The sequence below is a fragment of the Sphingomonas sp. AP4-R1 genome, assembly GCF_013113735.1.
Lineage (GTDB): Bacteria > Pseudomonadota > Alphaproteobacteria > Sphingomonadales > Sphingomonadaceae > Sphingomonas_I.
On sequence record NZ_CP053346.1, the window covers coordinates 149,374 to 167,225 of the forward strand.

At 67.5% G+C, this 17,852-nt stretch carries 16 protein-coding genes; 5 read left to right on the forward strand and 11 right to left on the reverse strand.

The window, feature by feature from the left end:
* Nucleotides 1-60 precede the first annotated feature (60 nt).
* Nucleotides 61-435, forward strand: a complete 375-nt coding sequence (locus HL653_RS00650; protein ID WP_171742793.1) for a MerC domain-containing protein — start codon at nt 61-63, stop codon at nt 433-435.
* A 142-nt stretch (nt 436-577) separates the two neighbouring features.
* Here the strand turns inward: HL653_RS00650 and HL653_RS00655 are convergent, their stop codons facing one another.
* Together HL653_RS00655 and HL653_RS24065 are read right to left on the reverse strand one after the other, a co-directional pair.
* Nucleotides 578-994: a hypothetical protein gene (locus HL653_RS00655; protein ID WP_171742794.1), complete on the reverse strand. Its 417-nt coding sequence runs from the start codon at nt 992-994 to the stop codon at nt 578-580.
* A 103-nt stretch (nt 995-1,097) separates the two neighbouring features.
* Nucleotides 1,098-1,793, reverse strand: coding sequence for a PEPxxWA-CTERM sorting domain-containing protein (locus HL653_RS24065; RefSeq protein ID WP_253717404.1), 696 nt, complete (start codon nt 1,791-1,793; stop codon nt 1,098-1,100).
* A 178-nt stretch (nt 1,794-1,971) separates the two neighbouring features.
* On the opposite strand from HL653_RS24065, the gene HL653_RS00665 reads away from it, so the two are divergent.
* The 4 genes from HL653_RS00665 (at nt 1,972) to HL653_RS00680 (ending at nt 6,430) form a co-directional block, all read left to right on the forward strand.
* Entirely contained in the window at nt 1,972-2,784 is an 813-nt protein-coding gene (locus tag HL653_RS00665; RefSeq protein ID WP_171742795.1) for a CoA ester lyase, read from the forward strand.
* Nucleotides 2,785-3,050: 266 nt separating this feature from the next.
* A complete protein-coding gene (gene guaB, locus HL653_RS00670; protein ID WP_171742796.1) occupies nt 3,051-4,508 on the forward strand; it encodes an IMP dehydrogenase in 1,458 nt (485 codons plus the stop codon).
* 183 nt (nt 4,509-4,691) lie between these two features.
* Nucleotides 4,692-5,870 carry an RsmB/NOP family class I SAM-dependent RNA methyltransferase gene (locus tag HL653_RS00675; RefSeq protein ID WP_171742797.1) on the forward strand — a complete coding sequence of 393 codons (1,179 nt, stop codon included), beginning with the start codon at nt 4,692-4,694 and terminating at the stop codon, nt 5,868-5,870.
* Between the two features lie 32 nt (nt 5,871-5,902).
* Entirely contained in the window at nt 5,903-6,430 is a 528-nt protein-coding gene (locus HL653_RS00680; RefSeq protein ID WP_171742798.1) for a tetratricopeptide repeat protein, read from the forward strand.
* A 180-nt stretch (nt 6,431-6,610) separates the two neighbouring features.
* Here HL653_RS00680 and purH read toward each other — a convergent pair whose 3' ends face one another.
* From purH to epsC, 9 genes are all read right to left on the reverse strand, one after another.
* Complete coding sequence (gene purH / locus HL653_RS00685; RefSeq protein ID WP_171742799.1) at nt 6,611-8,182, reverse strand: bifunctional phosphoribosylaminoimidazolecarboxamide formyltransferase/IMP cyclohydrolase; 1,572 nt, start codon at nt 8,180-8,182, stop codon at nt 6,611-6,613.
* A gap of 84 nt (nt 8,183-8,266) precedes the next feature.
* Nucleotides 8,267-8,950, reverse strand: coding sequence for a Fe2+-dependent dioxygenase (locus tag HL653_RS00690; protein WP_171742800.1), 684 nt, complete (start codon nt 8,948-8,950; stop codon nt 8,267-8,269).
* A gap of 10 nt (nt 8,951-8,960) precedes the next feature.
* A complete protein-coding gene (locus tag HL653_RS00695; RefSeq protein WP_171742801.1) occupies nt 8,961-9,713 on the reverse strand; it encodes an energy transducer TonB in 753 nt (250 codons plus the stop codon).
* A gap of 273 nt (nt 9,714-9,986) precedes the next feature.
* Complete coding sequence (locus tag HL653_RS00700; protein WP_171742802.1) at nt 9,987-12,317, reverse strand: TonB-dependent siderophore receptor; 2,331 nt, start codon at nt 12,315-12,317, stop codon at nt 9,987-9,989.
* A gap of 192 nt (nt 12,318-12,509) precedes the next feature.
* The gene (locus tag HL653_RS00705) at nt 12,510-12,758 is read right to left on the reverse strand and encodes a ribbon-helix-helix domain-containing protein (RefSeq protein ID WP_253717406.1); all 249 of its coding nucleotides are present in this window, start codon (nt 12,756-12,758) and stop codon (nt 12,510-12,512) included.
* Entirely contained in the window at nt 12,758-13,480 is a 723-nt protein-coding gene (gene phbB / locus HL653_RS00710) for an acetoacetyl-CoA reductase (RefSeq protein ID WP_171742803.1), read from the reverse strand. Before phbB ends, HL653_RS00705 begins: the two co-directional genes overlap by 1 nt.
* A gap of 38 nt (nt 13,481-13,518) precedes the next feature.
* On the reverse strand, nt 13,519-14,523 hold the full coding sequence (hemH, locus tag HL653_RS00715; protein WP_171742804.1) for a ferrochelatase: 1,005 nt from the start codon (nt 14,521-14,523) through the stop codon (nt 13,519-13,521).
* Nucleotides 14,520-16,790 (reverse strand): molybdopterin cofactor-binding domain-containing protein, encoded by a 2,271-nt coding sequence (locus HL653_RS00720; protein WP_367613582.1) that lies wholly within the window; start codon nt 16,788-16,790, stop codon nt 14,520-14,522. The genes hemH and HL653_RS00720 overlap by 4 nt, the downstream gene beginning before the upstream one ends.
* An 11-nt stretch (nt 16,791-16,801) precedes the next feature.
* Nucleotides 16,802-17,722: a serine O-acetyltransferase EpsC gene (gene epsC, locus HL653_RS00725; protein ID WP_171742805.1), complete on the reverse strand. Its 921-nt coding sequence runs from the start codon at nt 17,720-17,722 to the stop codon at nt 16,802-16,804.
* Nucleotides 17,723-17,852 lie beyond the last annotated feature (130 nt).

Consider the following 17,852-nt stretch of genomic DNA (forward strand, 5'->3'; position numbering starts at 1 on the left):
ATATTGATGATACATTATATCATTGCATTCCTCGCACCGAGATGCCATCTGGCGCCCACGATGACGAAACGATCCGACCTCGTGGAAAGCATGGCGATCGCGGCGGCGGCGGCCTGCCTCGCCCATTGCGTCGCGCTTCCGGTGCTGATCGCGGCTTTGCCCGCGCTGGCGAGCGTGATCCCGGTGCCCACCGCCTTCCATATCGCAGCGTTGATCTTCGCGGTGCCGACCACCCTGTTCGCGCTGGGCATCGGCTATCGGCATCATCGCCGCGCCTTTCCGCTGATCGCGGGCCTCGCCGGCCTCGCGCTGCTGGCCATTGCGGTGATCGTCTATGAGCGCACGCCGGGCGAAGCGCCCGTGACGATGGCGGGCAGCCTGCTGATCGTGGCCGCGCATCTTTCCAACTGGCGGATGCGGCGCCACCCGGCCTGAACGAAGGCGCCGGTCGGCGGCCTGGTCGGCTGGCGGCATCACGCAAAAAGCGCCACCTCCCGTATCGCGGGAACGGCGCGGATCCCGCGACGACCGCGCTCCCTCCTCCCCACGCACCGCACGAGGAGGAGGGCCGGGCGCCTCAGCTATCGGCGGCGACGATGATCGGCTTGCACGTGGTATCCGAGCAGAAGCTCGTGAAATCCCAGGTGCAGTGATGCGTATTCGGATCGCAGTCCCGCTCCTGCCACGACAGGATCAGGACATCGTCCGCGCCGAACCGGTTGAAGATCTCGAAAATCGACTTCAGTCCCAGTTCCGTGGTGAGAATGGCGGTCTTGCCGCCGGCGATCCCGCCATTCGCGAACGTGCAGCTGGCGACGAAACGCTCGAACACGTCGTCGCTCAGCTTGGCCAGCCCGCCCTCCTTGTCCTCGGTGCGGAGCTGGCGGAGGTCGTCGGCGGTGCGAACGAACCAGTCGGCATCGCTGGCCAACAGCGCTTTATAGGTATCGCCCGAATTGGCCAGTTTGGACCGCTCGATCTTGGATATCTTCATGACACGCTTCTCCCACTAAAAAACGCTACTGAAACGGATGGAGTCAGGGTCGTCCGAACCGGCCGCCTCTTCCGCAGGGCCGGCCGGATCGGGCTCCCCAAAGTCAGGCGAGCGCCTCGCCGACCGGCCGGCGGCGGCGCAGTGCCCCGCCGATCAGACCGAAGCCGCCGATGAACATCGCCCAGCTCGCCGGCTCGGGCACGGCCGCCGGAGCGCCGCCGAACAGAACATTGTCGATCCCGACGGATTCGTACGTGCTGCTGTTGGCCGGCACGATCCCCCGGAACGTGACGCTGGTGAAGGCTTCGGTCGATTGCACACCGAAGAAGGAGATCAGCCCGTCTTCCGCCGCGATCGGCAACGCGACCTGCGTGGTGCCGACGAAGAAGCTCGTCCGGGATCCGCCATCGAACTGATTGTTGAGACCGTCGAAATCGGCGCCGAACGCAAAGATCGGCGTATCGAACGTGAAGATCAGCGTCTCGTTGCGGCCCAGATTGGCGAACAGGTAGGGATCGGTCTGATCGAAATTATACGGACCGCCGCCGGGAAGCGCCCTGCCGATCGTCGTCGGAATCGCATTGTTCGCGCCGACGCGGAGCGTGAAGCCACCGACATCGAACGGGACCTGCCCGATCTGGCGGTTCACGGTGACGCCGTCGAACGTTTCCTCCGCGAGAGGCGCGTTGGCGGCGACGAAATCAGCCTTGCTGGAGAAGATCGAAATCGTCGCAGCTGCCGGCGTGGCGCAGGCGGCAGCGAGCGCCGCCAGAGCGGCGGTGGATACGAAACGCGACATGACTTACCCCCTCAGGTTTCCTCGCAGCGCGAGGCCATATGGTTAATCGGCAGTTACGGCCTTTCTCCCCGATTCGCAATGATTGGATTGCCTTTGGATTGATTATGGATCGCCCTCGCAGGCAGCGCGCTCTGTCCTTCTCTTGGCGGCCTTCGCCGGCATTGCGTAAGAAGGTGCCATGATCGATCTCACCGCCATTCGCTCTGCATTGTTCCTCCCCGCCTCCAATGCGCGAGCGATCGCCAAGGCGCGCACCGTGCCGGCCGATCTCGTGATCCTCGATCTGGAGGATGCGGTGGCCGAGGACGCCAAGGCGGATGCGCGGGGTGCGGCCATCGCGGCCGCGGCGGAGGGCGGCTTCGCAGGACTGCTGGCCGTGCGGATCAACGGCACCGGCGCGGACTGGCACGATGCAGACGTGGCGGCGCTGGCGGACGCTTCCGGGGTGGATCTGGTCGTGCTGCCCAAGGCGGAGGACGCGATCACCTGCCGCGCGCTCGCGGCTGCGCTCGGCAAGCCGTTGCTGGCGATGATCGAGACGCCGGGCGCCGTCCTGAACGCGCCGCATATCGCCTGGACGGAGGGCGTGGCCGGGCTGATCGCGGGATCGAACGATCTCGCCGCCAGCCTCCGCCTGCCGCCCGGCGCGCCGCGCGCGAGCCTGACGCTGGCGCTGCAGACGATCATCCTCGCGGCGCGCGCCGCCGGGATCGTCGCGCTGGACGGCGTGTGGAACCGGCTGGACGATGCGGACGGGTTCGCGGCCGAATGCACCGACGGCCGAATGCTCGGCTTCGACGGCAAGACCCTGATCCACCCCAGCCAGATCGAGCCCTGCAACCGCCTCTTCTCGCCCGACGCGGCCGAGGTCGAGGATGCCGAAGCGCTGATCGCGGCGGCGACGGGCGGGGCCGAACGCTTTCGCGGGCGGATGATCGAGACGCTGCACGTGGAGGCGGCGAAGCGCCTGCTGGCACGAGCGGGGCGGTAAGGCGGCGCAATTTGCGTCGCGCCGATCCGTTCGTGCTGAGCCTGTCGAAGCACGTGCCGCGAAGGCGATGCGTGAAGCCCGTGCTTCGACTGCGCTCAGCACGAACGGAGACGTGGCACGAGTGAAGACGTTTCGGCCAAATGCTCAGGACGACCGGCCGGGTGATGCGGTCACCTCAAATCGTCGCTGCCCGTGCTGGAAACTGACGCGCGCCATGCCTATAGAGGCGCGAATCCTCTGATCCTCCGACAGGATTCGCATTGCCCATGATCGAGCTTGGCCTCACTTTCGACGACGTCCTCCTGAGGCCGGGGGCATCCGATGTCCTGCCGACCGACGCCGACACCCGCACCTTCGTGACGCGCGACATCGCGCTCAACATCCCCGTCCTCTCGGCGGCGATGGACACCGTGACCGAGGCCGACATGGCGATCGTCATGGCGCAGCTGGGTGGCCTCGGCGTGCTCCACCGCAATCTCGAAGTGGACGAGCAGGCCGCCGCCGTGCGCGCCGTGAAGCGCTTCGAGGCGGGCATGGTGGTGAACCCGATCACCGTCCATCCGAACGAGACGCTCGCCGACGTACTGGCGCTGATGCAGCGCCACCGCATCTCGGGCATCCCTGTCACGGAACTGGACGGCAAGCTCGTCGGCATCGTCACCAATCGCGACGTGCGCTTCGCCGAGCGGCCGGACCAGCCCGTGCGCGAGCTGATGACGCACCAGAATCTCGCCACCGTCCATGCGGGCGTCAACTCGGAAGAGGCCCGCCGCCTGCTCCACCAGCGCCGGATCGAGAAATTGCTGGTGGTGGACGATGCCTATCGCTGCGTCGGCCTGATCACCGTCAAGGATATCGAAAAGGCCGTCACCTATCCCTCCGCCACCAAGGACGGCTCCGGCCGCCTGCGCGTCGCGGCGGCGACCACGGTGGGCGACAAGGGCTTCGCCCGCACCGAGGCTTTGATCGACGCCGAATGCGACCTGATCGTGATCGATACCGCCCACGGCCATAATCGCGACGTGGCGCGCGCCGTGGAGCGCGTGAAGCGCATCTCCAATTCGGTGCAGGTGATCGCGGGCAATGTCGCCACCGGCGAAGCGACGCGCGCGCTGATCGATGCGGGTGCGGATGGCATCAAGGTGGGCATCGGGCCGGGATCGATCTGCACCACGCGCGTCGTGGCAGGCGTCGGCGTGCCGCAGCTCACCGCCGTGATGGAGAGCGCCGAGGAAGCGTGGAAGTCCGGCATTCCCGTGATCGCGGACGGCGGCCTGCGCACCTCGGGCGATCTCGCCAAGGCGCTGGCGGCGGGTGCATCGGTCGTGATGGTGGGCAGCCTGCTCGCCGGCACGGACGAGGCGCCGGGCGAGACGTTCCTGTATCAGGGCCGCGCCTTCAAGAGCTATCGCGGCATGGGCTCGGTCGGCGCGATGGGCCGGGGCTCGGCCGATCGCTATTTCCAGGGCGAAGTGAAGGATCAGCTGAAGCTCGTGCCGGAAGGCATCGAGGGTCAGGTCGCGTATAAGGGCCCGGCCAAGGATGTGATCCACCAGCTCGTCGGCGGCGTGAAGGCGGCGATGGGCTATACCGGCTCCGCCACGCTGAAGGACCTGCGCGAGAAAGCCCGCTTCGTGCGGATCACCAATGCGGGCCTGCGCGAAAGCCACGTCCACGACGTCTCGATCACGCGCGAGGCCCCCAATTATCCGAGCATGGGATAGGCCTCCGCTCCCTTCCCGCTTGCGCGAGGGGAGCGCCGGGCGAACGATGCCCCACATCGTTCAGGCAATGCCGAGGGCATTGCCGACCCGGCGCCGGATGGGCATGACCCGCGCCATGATGTGTTCGACGGCTGAGGTGGCAAGCCCACCCCCGACCCCTCCCGCAAGCGGGAGGGGAGAAGTATGAACCCCGCCGCGCGCGTGCAGGCGGGGATCGAGATCCTCGACGAGGTGATCGCCGCCGCCCGCTCCGGTGGCGCCGCCGCCGATACGATCGTCGCGCGCTATTTTGCGACGCGCCGCTATGCCGGCTCGAAGGACCGCCGCGCGGTGCGCGATTGGGTGTTCGCCGCGATCCGGCGCGCGGGGGAAATCCCTGCCAGCGGCCGGGCGGCGATGATCGGGCTGGCGGGCGAGCGCGACGATCTCGCGCTCTTGTTCGACGGATCGCCGCGCGGCCCCACCCCGATCGCGCCGGACGAACCTGCCGCACCCGCCGCGCCCCTCCCCGCCTGGCTGGCCGACAAGCTCGTGCCCGTGATCGGCGCGGAAGAATTGCCGGCCCTGCTGGCGCGCGCGCCGCTCGATCTCCGCGCCAACCGGCTGAAGACCGACCGCGCCACGTTGCTCGCGCGCCTGCCCGAGACCGAGCCCGGCCACCTCGCCCCCGACGCCTTCCGCCTGCCCGAGGGCACGCGCGTCGAGGCGATGGAGGCGTGGCACGAGGGCCTGTTCGAGGTGCAGGACGAGGGCAGCCAGGTGCTGGCCGAGGCCGTGCGCGCGCAGCCGGGCGAGACGGTGGTGGATCTCTGCGCGGGCGCGGGTGGCAAGACGCTGGCGCTGGCGGCGGCGATGGCCAATCGAGGACGCCTGATCGCGAGCGATGTCGATCGCGCGCGCCTCTCCCGCCTCGCGCCGCGCAAGGAGCGCGCCGGCGCCTCGATGATCGAGGAATTGCTGCTGGATTCCGGCCATGAGGATCGCGCGCTCGGGCCCCTGGCGGGACAGGCCGATGCGGTGCTGGTGGACGCGCCTTGCTCGGGCAGCGGCACGTGGCGGCGCAATCCCGAGGCGCGCTGGCGGCTCACGCCCGATCGGCTCGCGCGACTGACGGGGATGCAGGCGCATGTGCTAGCGCTGGGCGCGACGCTCGTGAAGCCGGGCGGGCGCCTGGTTTACGCCGTCTGCTCGCTGCTGCCGGATGAAGGCCCGGATCGCATCGCTGCCTTCCTCGGCGCCGCTCCGAGCTGGACGCCGGAGCAGCTTCCGTTAGGCCGTCCTTCAGGCGCGGGCGTTATGCTGACGCCCGCATGCGAGGGTACGGACGGCTTTTTCGTCGCCAGCCTGATCCGGGCATGTTAGCCGTGAAGGCTCACCCTTTCTGGGAGAATGTGATGCGTTTCTCGCCTGCCGCCGTCGCGATGGCCTTCGTGCTGGCCACCGTCTCGTCGAGCGTGGAAAGCCAGAAGCCGGACGATCAGATCGATCCGCGCAGCGTGGCGCTCGTCACGCGGGCCGATGCCGCGCGCGCGGCCGGCCAGCTGGAACAGGCGCAGGACATGCTGGAAACGGCTCTCGCGATCGATCCGCGCAATCGCGGCGCCTATATCGCCATGGGTCGCGTGGCGACGGCGCAGACGCTGCCGGGCAAGGCCGTGCGCTTCTATCGCGAGGCGCTGGCGATCGATCCCAATGACGTGTCGGCTTTGTCCGGCCAGGGCGTGGCGATGGTGGAGCGCGGCGCCGTGGAGCGCGCGAAGGACAATCTCGCCAAGGTCCGCACGCTCTGCAAGGCGGAATGCCCGCAGGCCGCGACGCTCGCCGCCGCGATCGCCAAGGGCCCGCCGCCCGCCGTCGTCACCGCGCAGAACAACACGGTCGTCCCGCCCAAGGACAAGGCCGACGAGAAGGCGAAGCCGTAAGCGGGAGCCGGTCGACATCCGGCTAGTTTGAAAGAACGGACTGTGCGTTATTCCAGCCCGTCATGCTGAACTCGTTTCAGCATCCATGACCTGACGGATCGGCCTGGCTCAACGGTCGGGTCATGGACCCTGAAACGAGTTCAGGGTGACGGGAAGAGGGGCCGAAGCCCCCCTCCCCGATCAATGGCGGAAGTGGCGCATTCCGGTGAAGACCATCGCGAGGCCGGCCGCGTCCGCCGCCTCGATCACCTCGGCATCGCGGATCGATCCGCCCGGCTGGATCACCGCCGTGGCGCCGGCTTCCACAGCCGCCAGCAGGCCATCCGCGAACGGGAAGAAGGCGTCCGACGCGACCGCCGAGCCGATCGTGCGGGGCTCGGCCCAGCCGGCCTTGTCGGCGGCGTCCTTGGCCTTCCATGCGGCGATGCGCGCGCTTTCGAGGCGGTTCATCTGGCCCGCGCCGACGCCCGCCGTGGAGCCGCCCTTGGCATAGACGATCGCGTTCGACTTCACATGCTTGGCCACCGTCCAGGCGAACAGGCAGTCGGCCAGTTCGGCGTCGGTCGGCGCGCGCTGGGTGACGACCTTCAGGTCCGCCTTCGCCACCATGCCGAAATCGCGCGACTGGACGAGGAAGCCGCCCGCGATCGACTTGATCGTCTTCTCCTTGCGCGCCGGATCGGGCAGGTCACCGGTGAGCAGCAGGCGCAGATTCTTCTTCTTCGCGAACACGGCCTTGGCCGCCTCGTCCGCATCGGGCGCCGCGACCACTTCGGTGAAGATGCCGGAAATCGCTTCGGCGGTGGGGCCGTCGAGCGGGCGGTTCACGGCGATGATGCCGCCGAACGCCGAGACGCTGTCGCAGGCGAGCGCCGCCTCATACGCCTCGACCAGAGTGGCGCCGGTGGCGACGCCGCACGGATTGGCATGCTTCACGATGACGACGGTGGGCGGGCCGTCGCGGAACTCGGACACCAGCTCCAGCGCCGCATCGGCATCGTTATAATTGTTGTAGCTCAGCTCCTTGCCCTGAAGCTGTACCGCCGCCGCAATGCCCTGTGTCCGCACGCCGGCGGGCACGTAGAGCGCGCCCATCTGGTGCGGATTCTCGCCGTAGCGGACCTCGGCCTTCTTGGTCATCGGGATCGAGAGCGAAGCGGGGAAATCCTCGCCTTGATCGACCTGCGCGAACCAGCCCGAAATCGCCGCATCATAAGCGGCCGTGGAGGCGAAGGCCTTGGCGGCGAGACTCTTGCGATCGGCGATCGTGGTCGAGCCCGAGGCGACCAGCGCGTAATCCGCCGGATCGGTGACGATCGCGACATAGGCATGGTTCTTCGCGGCGGAACGGACCATCGAAGGGCCGCCGATATCGATATTCTCGATCACTTCGTCCCGCTCCGCACCCTTGGCCACGGTCTGCTGGAACGGGTAGAGATTGACGACGACCAGATCGATCGCGCCGATGCCGTGATCGGCCATCGCCTTCGCATGCTCGGCATCGTCGCGCACCGCGAGCAGGCCGCCATGAACCATCGGGTGCAGCGTCTTCACGCGGCCGTCCATCATCTCCGGAAAGCCGGTGAGATCGGAGACGTCACGCACTTCCAGCCCCGCCTCGCGCAGCGCCTTCGCGGTGCCGCCAGTGGAGACCAGCTCGACCCCCCTGGCGGCGAGCGCCTTGCCCAGATCGGCGAGGCCGGTCTTGTCGGAAACGGAAAGGAGGGCGCGGCGGATGGTGATGTCTGTCATGCCCCGAGCCCTTTACGGAAGTGGAGGGGATTCGCCACCCGAGAATCGACAGTCCTTCTCCCCTGCAAGGGGAGGATGCTGAGGTCAGACCTCCGCCCAGCGGCGCAGCAGATTATGATATACGCCGGTCAGGCGGATCACCGCATCGTCGCCATGGCCGCGATCGGCGGCGACGGTCTGGATCGCGCCGTCGAGATCGAACAACGTCGTGCGCGCGGCATCGTCGCGGATCATCGACTGGATCCAGAAGAAGGAGGCGCGCCGCTCGCCGCGCGTGATCGGCGTCACGCTGTGCAGGCTGGAGGCGGGATAGAGGATCATGTCGCCCGCCGGCAGCTTCACCGAATGCGCGCCATAATTATCCTCCACCGTCAGCTCGCCGCCGTCATAGTCCGACGGATCGTTGAGGAAGACGGTGGCCGACAGATCGCTGCGCACGCGGAAATCGTCGGCGCGACGGATGCGGACGGCATTGTCGACATGCGTGGCGAACGTATCGCCCACGCCATAGGCGTTGATCAGCGGCGGGAAGACGCGCGCGGGCAAGGCGGCGGCTATGAAGAGCGGGCTGCGGCCGAGCGCATCGAGGATCATGTTACCGATCTCGTTCGCGGCGGGCGAGCCCTCGGGCAGCTGGCGGTTGCGCTTGGCGAGCGCGGACTGGTGGCCCGACGTGGCATTGCCGTCGATCCACGGCCCCTCGTCCAGAAGCGTGCGGCAACGGACCAGCGCGGCGCCGTCGAGGACGCCGGGAACAACGATCATCATGTGCGGAAACTCAGGTCAGGCGGAAGGGAATGCTGAGGAAGCCGACCGCCTCCACCGCGACGCCGGCCTGCTTGCCGGGCAGGAAGCGCCATTTGCCGACGGTCTTCAACGCGGCCTGATCGAGGCTGTCGAAGCCGCTGGAGCGCGCGACCGAAATGTCCTTCACCAGCCCCTCGGGCGTGATGACGACGCGCAGGCGCACCGTCCCCTCCCACCGGTTGCGCCGGGCATCCATCGGATATTTGGGCGCGGGATTGCCGAGCGACTTGGCCGATCCATCCGGCGCGCTGACGGGCGCGGCAGCCTCCGACACCACGGCCGAGGGCGGCGCGGCCGAAACGACCGGCGGCGGGGGCGCCACCGCAACCGGCGTGGTGGCGACCGGCGAGGGAAGCGCGATCGTCTGCACGATCGGCGGCGGCGCCACGATCGGCTGCTCCACGGGCGGCGGCGGCGTCTTGCTCGCCTGCGGCGGCGCGGGCGGGGATTCGGGAACGATCGGCTCGGGCTGGATCTCGATCACCGTCAGCCGGGGTTTCGCCTTGTGGCCGATCTGGATCACATCGAAATAAGCGAGCAGGACGAAGCCGACGATATGCAGCGCCAGGATCAGGCCCATCGCCTCCCAGCGCGGGCGCCGCTGCTGATCGCAGAAGCCGCCACCGGCGCGCGCCAGAACCTCGGGCTCGGGCGAAGGAGACGTGACCGGCGCGGTCCGCATGGAGCGGCGCTCGGTAGTGCGGACATAGCCGGCCTGGATCATTCCCACCCGTCCATCGAATGCCGGGGAAAACGACTCTCCCCGCAGCGCCGCTCCTAGCGGCGCGCTTACTGATAATCAATCGCATTAGCGCCAATTTCGAGAAACAAACGCCTTTGCTGAAGGATGCGGCCGAAAAGCGCCCATGCATATTCCGGCACGGCCGCCCGCATCCCACCCGTCCTCCCGAGCCGAATGATCTGCAGGTCGGGCGGGCGATCGGCGGGCTGCCGCCGGATGCGCCGCGTGGCGCATCCAGCCCCAGGTCAGTTCAGGTCAGAAGCTGTAGAACAGGCTCAGGATCGCCTGCCGCCCCTCGCCGGGCACCGCCCAGCCATTGTTGCGGATGCCGGAATAATATTTCTTGTTGGTGAAGTTCTGGATGTTCACCTGCGCCGTCAGCCCGCCGACGATCGGGTAGGACAGCATCGCGCGATGGATCAGATAATCCTTCGAGCGATAGGTGACGCCCGTATTGTTCAGATTGTAATCGCCCTGATAGGTGAAGCCGTAGCCCACCTGCAGGCCGAACGGCAGCGTATAGGTGGTGAACAGGCTGCCCGCATTCTTCGGCGTCTGGTTGATGACGGCACCGGCCTGCGCATCGATCGAGCAGCCCGTGGTGGTCGGCCGATCGCGGCAGAGATCGGAGATGCTCTGGAGGATCTTCGTATTGAGATAGGTGTAATTGGCGAAGATCGACCAGTTGGGCGTGATCTTGCCCGACGCGCCCAGCGAGATGCCGTTCACGCGGCTGCGGCCATCATTCACCTGCAGCGTCGGGAAGGCCGGATCGAAGCTCTGCACGGAGAAGTTGGTGCGCTCGTTGCGGAAGACCGAGGCGGTCAGCTGCAGCTTGGCGTCCATCAGATCGATCTTGCCGCCGATCTCGTAATTCACCGCCGTCTGCGGCTTGGCCTGGCAGGGATCGACGTTGGGCGCACCCGCCGCGATCGTGCCGCAGCCGGCGCGGACGGTGGAGGAAACGGGCGTCTTCGAATTACCGTAGGCGATATACAGGCTGGCATTCGCGATCGGCTTGTACACGAGGCCGACACGGTAGGAGAACAGCCCGTCGTCGCTCTTCTGGTTCGCGCCGCGCGTGACTTGGCCGAAAGTGGCGCCGGGCGTGGCGACGACCGTATCGGAGCGGAATGTGTTGTCGAAGCCTTCATAGCGGACGCCGCCGTTCAGCTCGAGCTTCTCGACCAGCTTGATCGCATCGAACAGGTAGATCGCCTTGGTGACGAGCTTGCCCTGCGACGCCGCGCTCGGGACGTAATTGATCGGGCCGCCATAGACCGGGTTCGGATTGGCGATGTTGATCGGCGGCAGCGTGGGGTTCGGCGTGGCGCCCCCCGCATTGCGTAGCACGTTGCCATTGCTGATATGATAGGTTTCGCGGCCGATCGACGCGCCGAGATTGGCGGTATGTTCCAGCCCGAACGTCTCGAACACGCCGCGCAGATCGAACTGCGTGAACAGGTTCTTCGTCGTGGTGTAGCGCGCGGTGCCGCGCGGGCCCGAGGGATAGAACATGCCCGGCTGCAGACCCGCCGCGCAAGCCGCGCCCGCCGTCGTCAGGCCGCTGGTGAGGCAGTAGGTGCCCTGCGGCGGATTGACGATCGAATCCGCCTCGACGCGCTGCCAGCGGGACAGATTGCGCAGCGCAATCTTGTCCGTGAAATCATGCTCGATGATCACGGTGCCGACGTCGGTCTGCTGCTTCTGCCTGTCGACATCCTTGTAGCCATAATAGCCGCTGTAGCTGGCGCCCGGCAGCAGGCCGCCGAGCGAGGCATAATAAGGCACGCCATAGACCGGGATGTTGTGGTCTTCCTGATGCGAATACAGGACGGTGAAGCGCGTGGCCGTGTTGAGGCCGACGGTGATGCTCGGCGCGATGCCCCAGCGGTGCATATATTCCACGTCGCGGCGGGGAATGTCGTTGCGATGGCCCATCGCGTTGAGGCGGATCGCGACCGTGTCGCTGACCTTCATGTTGCTGTCGACGGTCCCGCGGAAATAATCGTCCGTACCGACCGCCCCCTGGACGACGGTGAGATTGCCGTCCTTCGGCCGCTTGGTGACGAGGTTGATCGTGCCGCTGATCGATCCACCGCCGCCATAGACGGAGTTGGCGCCGTTCACGACTTCGATCTGTTCCAGATTGAACGTGTCGGAGCGCGTATATTGCGCGCTGTCGCGCACGCCATCGATCTGCAGGTCGTTGTTCACGCTCTGGCCGCGCAGGTTGATACTGTCGCCATAGCCGCCGCCGCCTTCGCCCGCGCCGAACGTGATGCCGGGGATCGTCTGCAGCGCGTCGCGCAGCGACAGCAGATTCTGCTGGCGGATCGTGGTGTTGCCGATGACGGTGATCGTCTGCGGAATGTTCAGCAGATCGCGCGTGTATTTGGGGCTTTCCAGTTTCCCGACCTTCACGTCGTCCGAAACGGCGGTGTCGGTGACGGTGACGCCCTCCAGTTCCTGCCCTTTTTCCTCGGGGGTTTTCTGCGCCTGAAGCGCGGTGGGCGTGGCGAACAGGCCGACACAGGAAAGCGCAAGGAAGGCCGATCCCGGCCGGGCGTGCTGGTGCGAACGCAAGATTCTTCCCCTTATTTGCGACTGATTCTTAATTGCTTAATAGGCTAATGCGAATCATTCGCATAAATGTCAACTCTGTTTCGCCTGTGCAACATGCGAAAATGAGGACCGTCCGAAATAGTCGGCCTGCGGCAAGGGCTTGCCGGGTGTGAACGGACGACGGAGGGCGCGATGCGCCCGAATGCGTCAGCGCTAAAGCAGCGCGCGCCGGAACAGCCAGACGCGGATCGCGCTGGCGAGATTGACGGCGGCCTCGCCGCCCACGCGCTCCGCATCGATGCGGGCGACAAGCGCGCTCAGCGGCAGCTGATCCTCAGCCGCCGCCTCGCGCAAGGCATTCCAGAAGATCGGTTCCAGCGTCACCGACGTCGCGTGGCCGGCGATCATCACCGACCGTTTGATCGGCCCCTCCATCACCGTACGGGGGGCCGATCCGGCCATCAGTACATGTGCTGGCCGCCGTTGATCGACAGCGTCGATCCGGTGACGAAGCCGCCATCGTCGGAGCACAGGAAGGTCACGCCGCGCGCAATCTCATGCGCCTTGCCCAGACGGCCGACCGGGATCTTGGCGACGATCTTGGCGAGCACGTCGGCGGGGACGGCGGCGACCATGTCCGTATCGATATAGCCGGGCGCGATCGCGTTGACGGTGATACCGAAGCGCGCGCCTTCCTGCGCCAGCGCCTTGGTGAAGCCGTGGATGCCGGACTTGGCGGCGGCATAATTGACCTGGCCATACTGGCCCGCCTGGCCGTTGATCGAGCCGATATTGACGAAGCGGCCCCAGCCGCGATCCTTCATGCCCTTGAACGTGGCCTTCGCCATGTTGAAGCAGCCGCCGAGATTGGTGTCGATCACGGCCTTCCACTCGTCATAGCTCTGCTTCAGCATCGTCGCGTCGCGCGTGATGCCGGCATTGTTCACGACGATGTCGACGGGGCCAAGCGCAGCCTCCACCTGGGCCACGCCGGCGGCGCAGGCCTCCGGATCGGCCACGTCCCACTTGAAGGCGGGGATGCCGGTCCGGTCGCTGAACTCCTTGGCGCGTTCATCATTGCCCGCATAATTGGCGGCGACGGTGACGCCTTCCGCCTTGAGGGCCAGACTGATCGCCTCACCGATACCACGCGTTCCACCGGTAACGATCGCAACCCGCGCCATAAGAATCTCCCAACTTCGCCTGCTTATTGTGTGTAAGCCTAAGAAGCCCGGAGCCAGCCCGCAAGCTCTTGTACGACAAGAAATTCAATCATTTTCATTCCGCCGTCCGTGGCGTTGAGGCAGGAAACATACGCGAAATCCTTGCCCCCCGCTTCGACGAAGCTTTCGCGCCCGCGAATCGCCAGTTCCTCCAGCGTTTCCACGCAATCCGCCGAAAATCCGGGCGCGAAAATCGCCACGCGACGGCCGGTCCGCCCCAGTTCGCCCAGCACCACGTCGGTCGCGGGCTCCAGCCATTTGGCCTTGCCGAAGCGCGACTGGAAGGTGACAGTCAGTTCGCGGCCCAGCGCCTCGCCCAGCAGCCGCGCCGTCTTGCGGCAATGGCAATGATAGGGATCGCCCAGGTCCAGCGTCCGCTGCGGCATGCCGTGGAAGCTCGCCACCAGCGTATCGGCCTCGAACGGCAGCGCGGCGACCTGCGCGCGGATGCTGTCCGCCAGCGCATCGATATAAGCGGGCGCGTCATGATAAGGCGGCAGCGTGCGGATCGCCGGTTGCCAGCGCATCTTCGCGAGTGCCGCGAACGCCGCATCGTTGGCCGTCGCCGTCGTCGCCCCCGAATATTGCGGATAGAGCGGAGCAAGCAGGATGCGCTCGCAGCCCGCCGCCTTCATCGCGGCGATGCGATCGGCAATGGCCGGATGGCCATAGCGCATCGCATGATCGACGACGACGCCCTGCCCCGCCAGTCGCGGCGCCAGCGCCTCCGCCTGCGCGCGCGTGATCGCGGCCAGCGGCGATCCCTGCTCGGTCCACACCTGTCGATAGGCATGCGCCGATTTGGCGGGCCGCGTCGTCAGCACCACCCCGCGCAGGATCGGCTGCCACAGCAAGGGCGGCAGCTCCACCACGCGCCGATCGGACAGAAACTCCTTCAGATAGCGCTTCACCGCCTTCGGTTCGGCCGCATCCGGCGTGCCGAGATTGATCAGCAGCACGCCCACCTTCGGCGCGGGGATGTCGGGATGGCCGGCGGGCTTCATGCCAGCACCAGAGGCAGCGCGCGCAGGCGCTTGCCGGTGGCGGAGGCGATCGCATTGGCGATGGCGGGCGCCACCACCGGCACGGCGAGTTCGGCGACGCCGCCGGGCACTTCCTTGCTGGGCACCAGTTCCACCACGATGTCCGGTATGTCGGCCAGCTTCGGCAGGTTGAGCGCGGCGAGCGAGCGCTGGTCGACGACGCCCGCCGTATAGCTGACCGCGCCTCCCAGCGCGGCGGCGAGGCCCCAGACCAGACCGCCTTCGATCTGCTGGCGGACGATATCGGGATTGATGATCCGCCCGCAATCGACCGAAGCCACGAGGCGCGAGACGCGGATCGCATCATCCTCCACCCCCGCTTCGGCCAGCAAGGCGATATGGCTGCCGAACGCCGAATGGATGGCGAGGCCCTGCCCCGATTCCGCCTCGCCCGCCCAGCCGCCCGCCGCCGTCACGCGGGTGAGGCAGCGCGCGAGGCGCGGATTGCCGCCCAGCTGCGCCATGCGGAAGGACAAGGCATCGCTGTTCGCCGCCGCCGCCAGCTCGTCCATGAAGCTTTCGGAAAAGAAGGCCGTGTAGCTGTGCGCGACCGAGCGCCACATGCCCGTCTCGATTCCGATCTCGGCGGGCGCATGCGCCACGGCCACGGCCGGGATCGCATAAGGCGGCTGCGCGCCCTCGATCGCGGCCAGTTCCGGCCCACCGCCGCCGCCATGGCCGAACAGGCGCTGGCCCATCGCGCCCATCGCGGACGGCGTCGCGACCGTGGCGCTCCACGCGGCGACGCGGCCGCCCGTGAGCTTCGCCTTCAGCCGCGCCTTGGCGGGCGGACGATGGCGCGCGCGCTGCATCTCCTCGCCGCGCGTCCACAGCAATTGCACGGGGCGCTTGGCCTCGATCGCGAGCAGGGCCGCCTCGACCGCCGCATCATTCTCCACCTTGCGACCGAAACCGCCGCCGACCGGCATCGGATAGACGGTCACCGCGTCCTCGGCATAGCCGGTCGCCTGCGCCACGGCGCGGCGCGTGAGGCCCTGCGCCTGCGTCGGCACCCAGATCTCGACCCGCCCGCCCGTCATGCGCGCCGTCGCCACCAGAGGCTCGATCGCCGCATGCGCCGCGAGCGGCACCGTATAATCGGCCGCGACCGTTGGAGTACCGCCCAGCGCGCTTTCCGCATCGCCGATCGCGATCAGGCGCTTGCCGCCCGTCGCCAGCGCCCGATCCAGTGCGCCCGCGACATGCACCGCGCCCGGCAGGGTGCCGCGCGTCTGATATTTGGCCGCCAGCGCATCGGCGCCGCGATCCGCCGCCCATGTGGTGTTGGCCAGCACCGCCACCCAGCCTTGCCGCTTCACGACCGAGACGACGCCGGGCACGGCGTGCGCGGCCTTCTCGTCGATCGCACCGACGCTCGTATCGCCCAGCGGGCCGTGGCGGATCGAGGCGAACAGCATCTGCGGCAGGCGCACATCGCCCGCGAACCGCATCGTGCCATCCACCTTCGCCGGCAGATCGAGCCGGGGCATCGACTGGCCCGAAAGCTTGCCCTCGCCCGGATCGCGCAACGGAACGGGATCGGGCGGAGAAAAGCCCGCCGCCTCCGCCGCCAGTTCGCCGAAGCGGAAACGATCGTCGCCGCGCACGACGAAGCCGGCTTCCGTATCGCAGGCCTGCCAGTCCGCGCCGAGCCGTTTGCCCGCCGCCATGCACAGCAGCACGCGCGCCGCCGCGCCCGCCTCGCGGAAGCGCTGCTCGAAGCCACGGATCGAGCTGGAGCCCGCCGTCATCATCAGCGCGTTGCGCGTGGCATATTCGCGCGCGGCCCAACGGCCCGGCCCGGCGAGAAAGCCCGGCAACTGCTCGGCCGCCGCATCCGCGATCAGCAGCGTGTTCGCATAGACCGGATTGATCGGCGCGGGCTCCACGCCCACCTGCCGCCAATCGGCACCCAGTTCGTCCGCCAGGATCTGCGGCAGCGCGGTCCACACGCCCTGCCCCATCTCGGCCTGCGGCACGATCACGGTGACGCGTCCGTCCGTGCCGATCTTCAGGAAGGCGTTGACGATCGTCTCGCCCGGCCCGGCCGCGAGATTGGGCGCATAATCACGCGGCCAGATCCCCCAGGCCAGCGCGAGCCCGACGCCCGCTCCGCCGCCGACCAGCAGCCGGCGACGCGTAAGCCCTCTGGACGGAGACGATGGGGGGGAAGACGGTTTCGGCGGCGCCATGCGCGCCTGATACGGCGACCGATCCCGATCGTCCACGGATGGCGCACTCAGGCGGCGTCGATCCCCCGCACCGCCACCGCCTGCTCCACCCGACTGCCCGGCGGCACATCGTCCGTCAGCCACACATTGCCGCCGATCACCGATCCCGCGCCCACCGTGATCCGGCCGAGCAACGTGGCACCCGCATAGATGATCACGTCATCGCCGATCACGGGATGGCGCGGCCTTCCCCGCCCCTCCTCCAGCGGCCCCGCCGGGCCGCCGAGCGTGACCGACTGGTGCAGGCGCACGTGATGGCCGATCTCGGCCGTCTCGCCGATCACGAGGCCGGTGCCGTGATCGATGAAGAAGCTGTGGCCGATCGCGGCGCCGGGATGGATATCGATCCCCGTCTCCGAATGGGCGATCTCGGCGATGATGCGCGCGACGAGCGGAGCGCCCAGCCGGTGCAGCCGCGCCGCGATCCGATAATGGATGATCGCGAGCAGGCTGGGATAGCAGAGCAACACCTCGTCCACGCTGCGCGCGGCGGGATCCTGCGCGAAGGCGGCCTCCACATCGCTGTCCAGCGCGGCGCGGATCGAGGGCAAGGCATGGGCGAAGGCGCCGATGATGCGCCGCGCGCCCGCGTCGATCGCCTCCTCGGTGCCGCCGGTGGGCGCGGAATAAGCCAGCTCGCGCCGGATCTGGCCGTAGAGATGGCTCAGGCCATTCTCCAGCGTCTCCGCGACATAGGCCTCCTCATTGTCGGCGCGCACGTAGCTGGGGCCGAGCCGCAGCGGAAACAGCACGCCGCAGAGAATGCTCATCACCTCCTCCAGCGTGCGGCGGGCGGGGAAATTGGCCGATCCATGCTCGCGATTGCGCGGATGCGCATCGCGCCATTTCGTGCGGACCTCGCGCAGCCCGGCCAGCACCTCGCCCAACTCCCAATAGCTGCCCATCTGGAGACTCGGTTCGACGCCCATGACTCTTCCTCTACCTGCTCTGCCTGTTGCGGGCGGGACTAGATCGGGCCGCCCCTCCACCGCCACAAAGAAACTCTACCGGATCGATAGGAATTATCTTTCGAGATGGGATCGACACGGAGGATCGCGC